The organism is Streptomyces nanshensis, from assembly GCF_001751255.1.
Lineage (GTDB): Bacteria > Actinomycetota > Actinomycetes > Streptomycetales > Streptomycetaceae > Streptomyces > Streptomyces nanshensis_A.
The window spans coordinates 1-3947 of the sequence record NZ_LJGW01000276.1; the positions used below are offsets into that span (position 1 = coordinate 1).

Sequence of the window (3947 nt, forward strand, 5' to 3'; positions counted from 1 at the left end):
ACCCTGGGCCGCCCCCGCAGCGGAGCCGGAGCCCTGCGCCGGAGCGTGGCCCGGACTCCTGCGGGCGGTCTGCGGGCGCTCCCCGCCCGCCCGGCGCGCGCCCGTACCGTACGCAGCGGGCGCGGCGCAGAACGCACAGCGGTCGCCGATGAGTTCGAGCCCGCACCAGTGGCACTCGTCGCGCCGTACGGAGGAGACCAGCCGGTAGAGCACGGACACGTCGGGGATGGCCGCCGCGAACTCGACGAGCTTGCCCGTCCCCCACCACTTGGGGGACTCCTCGGGCAGATACACCTCGTGCACGTCGGCCACCCGCCACTGCGGCGCCAGCGTGCCGGAGACCCAGGTGGCGGTCGACTGGCCGTGCGCGACGGTGAGTTGGGTCGGGAACTGCGGCCCGGAGAGCACGGCACGGGCGCCGCCGGAGTCGCCGCCGTCCGTCCGTACGAGCTGCGGCGTCGGCGCCGCGAGCACCGCGAACTGCGCCCGCGGATTCCACGACTTGGCGCTCGCGATCAGCGACGCGGGCAGCCGGTCGAGCTTGGTGACGGAGTGCATCAGTGCACCCGCGTAGACATAGTGCGCGAGCAGCCGTACGGACGCGCCCAGCACCCCGGGGCTGAACTCGCACATCGAGAGCTGCCTCAACTGCCGTACGAGCACGGCCGTTCCGAGCGGCGGCAGCGACGTGGGCATCAGCGCGATGCGGTCGGTCTCCAGGACGGAGCGGATCGCGTGCAGCCGGTGCAGAAACGCCCTGGGCAGATCGACGGGGTGCACGACGACGACATGGCCGTGCTCCTCGATCAGACGCTGCGTCTCGGCGAGCGCCACGTCGAACGGCTGCTCCTGCGGCGCCTGGAAGACGTGCGCCCGAGGGGTGTGCCGCTCGGGCGAGGGCAGCATGTGACCGTTGCTCGTGACTGCTATCGCAGTGGTCATCCCCGCCCCCGCGCTCCATGCCGGGCCGCGAGGGCCCGACTACCCGACAGTCATGTTGATCTGACGACACCACACCTTACGGGCGGAGACCACAGCTCGGAACAGCTTCTGCCCTGCCCGCTCACACCCGTGCCATACCCCGCCCCGTCCACCGGCCAACCCGGGTACGCTCCCACCGTTTATGTGAACTGCGGGAACGCACCGGGGGCGTTGGTCCCACGCGTCACCAGGGAATATCGCGCACCTGCTGCACGCACAGCACGACGAAGAGCATCCCGGAGACGAAGAGCATGACGTTGCTGAGGATGCCGTTGCGCCATTCCTGCGGCGTGCGGCGGGAGTTGAGCAGCCAGATCAGGGTGAGCGCGAGGAAGGGCATGAAGAACGCGCCCAGCACGCCGTAGGCCACGACCAGCGCGAAGGGCTGGTCCAGCCACAGCAGCGTCATCGGCGGGAAGGTCAGCCACAGCAGATAGATGCGGAAGGGCAGCGAGCGCTCGCGCCGCCCGCCGGCCACGGCCTTCACCGCCTCCTCCTCGCCGGAGTCCGCACCGGAGTCGGCGGCCGCGTCCACGTCCGCCGCGCCGGAGCCTCCGCCGGACCCCGAAGCCGTACGGGCCTCGCGCAGCCGCTCCACGAAGTCGGCGAACATCAGGCTCACTCCGTGCCACACGCCGATCAGCGACGTGAACGACGTGGCGAAGAAGCCGACGAGGAAGAGCGTCGAAGTGAAGGCGCCGAAGCGGGACTCCAGCACCTTGTCCAGGTCGGCGAGGCCGCTGTCGCCCTCGGCGATGGCGATGTTCGTGGAGTGCAGCAGCTCGGCGCCGACGATCAGCATCGCGACGACGAAGATGCCGGTGGTGATGTAGGCGACGCGGTTGTCGAGCCGCATCATCTTCATCCAGCTACTGTCCGTCCAGCCCTTGGAGTTCACCCAGTACCCGTACGCGGCCATCGTGATCGTGCCGCCGACGCCGCCGATGAGGCCGAGGGTGTAGAAGAGCGAGCCGTCCGGCAGGACGGGCACCAGCCCGGCGACGCTGGCGGGGATGTCGGGTGCGACGAGGATCGCCACGTAGACGACGACCACGAACATCACGCCGATCATCACCGTCATGACCTTCTCGAAGACGGCGTAGCGGTTGAACCAGACGAAGACCAGGCCCACGAGCCCGGTGATGATCGCCCAGCCCTTCAGATCGAGCACGTCCGGGAAGAGCGCCTGCAGCGGCAGCCCCGAGGAGGACATGGCGGTGCCGCCGTAGACGAAGCCCCAGACCACGACGTAGATCGCGAAGTAGACCGTGGTCCACGGTCCGAGCGAGCGCCAGCCGTCGAAGATCGTGCGGCCGGTGGCCAGATGCCAGCGGCCGGTCGCCTCGGCGAGGGCGACCTTGACGATGCAGCCGACGACGGCGGCCCACATGAGCGTGTAGCCGAACTTGCTGCCCGCGATGAGCGTGGCGACCAGGTCGCCGGCGCCGACACCCGTCGCCGCGACGACGATGCCCGGGCCCACCATCTTCCAACTGGCCTTGCGTACGGGGGGAGAAGCCGGAGCCACGGCCCCGGTCTGCTCGTTGTCCTCGGTTGTCATCTCCGGACCGCCTTCGCACTCGTCCCCTGACGGGTTCTGCCCGGGCGCATCAAATCCCCGAAAGACGATCAACACAAGGGCTCCCGCTGACACCGGAAGCCTTGACAACGGGATTGGTCTGGACCATCTTGTCAGCGAAGCGCAGGGCCCCGCGCACCGCATCCGGCACCTTTCCTCCCCCATCTCCCCCCACCACGGAGGCAGTTGTGGCACGCGCACGATTCCTGTATCACCGCTCATGGACGCGTCCTCGTATCGCCGTCGCCGTCGCGGCGGCCGCGGCGATGGCGGTCGGCGGCCTGGTCACGGCCGGTACCGCGAGCGCCGGTCCGGCACCCGCGCCGCACAAGGCGAAGTCCGCGCAGCAGACGGGCCCCGCCGTGGGCGCCTCGGAGGTCCCCGCGCACGCCGTGACCGGCTACTGGCAGAACTTCGACAACGGCGCGAAGACCCAGAAGCTGTCCGACGTACCGGACGACTACGACATCATCGCCGTGGCCTTCGCCGACGCCACGGGCTCGCCCGGCGAGGTGGGCTTCACGCTCGACCCGGCGACGGGCTACAGCTCCGAGGACGACTTCAAGGCCGACATCAAGTCCCTGCACGAGGCGGGCAAGTCCGTCGTCGTCTCGGTCGGCGGCGAGAAGGGCGCGGTGAGCGTCAGCGACGACGCCTCGGCCGACGCCTTCTCCTCCAGCATCGTCAAGCTCATGGACGACTACGGCTTCGACGGCGTCGACATCGACCTGGAGAACGGCCTCAACGCGACGTACATGACCAAGGCGCTGGACGCCGTCCACAGCAAGAAGAGCGACGTCGTGGTGACGATGGCCCCGCAGACCATCGACATGCAGTCCACCGACACCGACTACTTCAAGACCGCGCTGAACATCAAGGACTACCTGACGGTGGTCAACATGCAGTACTACAACAGCGGTTCGATGAACGGCTGCGACGGCAAGACGTACGCACAGGGAGGCGTCGACTTCCTCACGGGTCTGGCCTGCATCCAGCTCGAAGGCGGCCTCGACGAGTCGCAGGTCGGCATCGGCACCCCGGCCTCCTCCAGCGCGGCGGGCTCCGGCTACGTCGAGCCGAAGGTCGTCAACGACGCCCTGGACTGCCTGGCGAAGGGCACCAACTGCGGCGACTACAAGCCCGAGAAGAAGTACCCGGGCATCCGCGGCGCCATGACGTGGTCCACCAACTGGGACGCCTCCGACGGCAATAGCTGGTCCTCCACGGTCGGCCCGCACGTGGACGGGCTCGGCTGAGCCGAACCCCCGCGCCCACCGGCCGCTGCGGGGTGTCCCCCACCTCCCCGTACGCACGCGACGCCCCCGGACTCCATGTCCGGGGGCGTCGCACGTCGCGGGCCGTGTACGGCGGAGAGTCACCGTCGGCC

2 protein-coding genes and 1 pseudogene are annotated in these 3947 nt (G+C 69.4%); 1 reads left to right on the forward strand and 2 read right to left on the reverse strand.

Annotated features, from left to right (window positions below; genetic code table 11):
• Nucleotides 1–942, reverse strand: a pseudogene (locus tag AN218_RS16315) (hypothetical protein); the annotation flags it as partial.
• A 223-nt stretch (nt 943–1165) separates the two neighbouring features.
• Nucleotides 1166–2542 carry an Nramp family divalent metal transporter gene (locus AN218_RS16320; RefSeq protein WP_070017619.1) on the reverse strand — a complete coding sequence of 459 codons (1377 nt, stop codon included), beginning with the start codon at nt 2540–2542 and terminating at the stop codon, nt 1166–1168.
• A 206-nt stretch (nt 2543–2748) separates the two neighbouring features.
• Here AN218_RS16320 and AN218_RS16325 point away from each other — a divergent pair, with 206 nt between their 5' ends.
• Nucleotides 2749–3816, forward strand: coding sequence for a chitinase (locus tag AN218_RS16325; RefSeq protein ID WP_070017620.1), 1068 nt, complete (start codon nt 2749–2751; stop codon nt 3814–3816).
• The last annotated feature ends 131 nt before the right edge of the window (nt 3817–3947 follow it).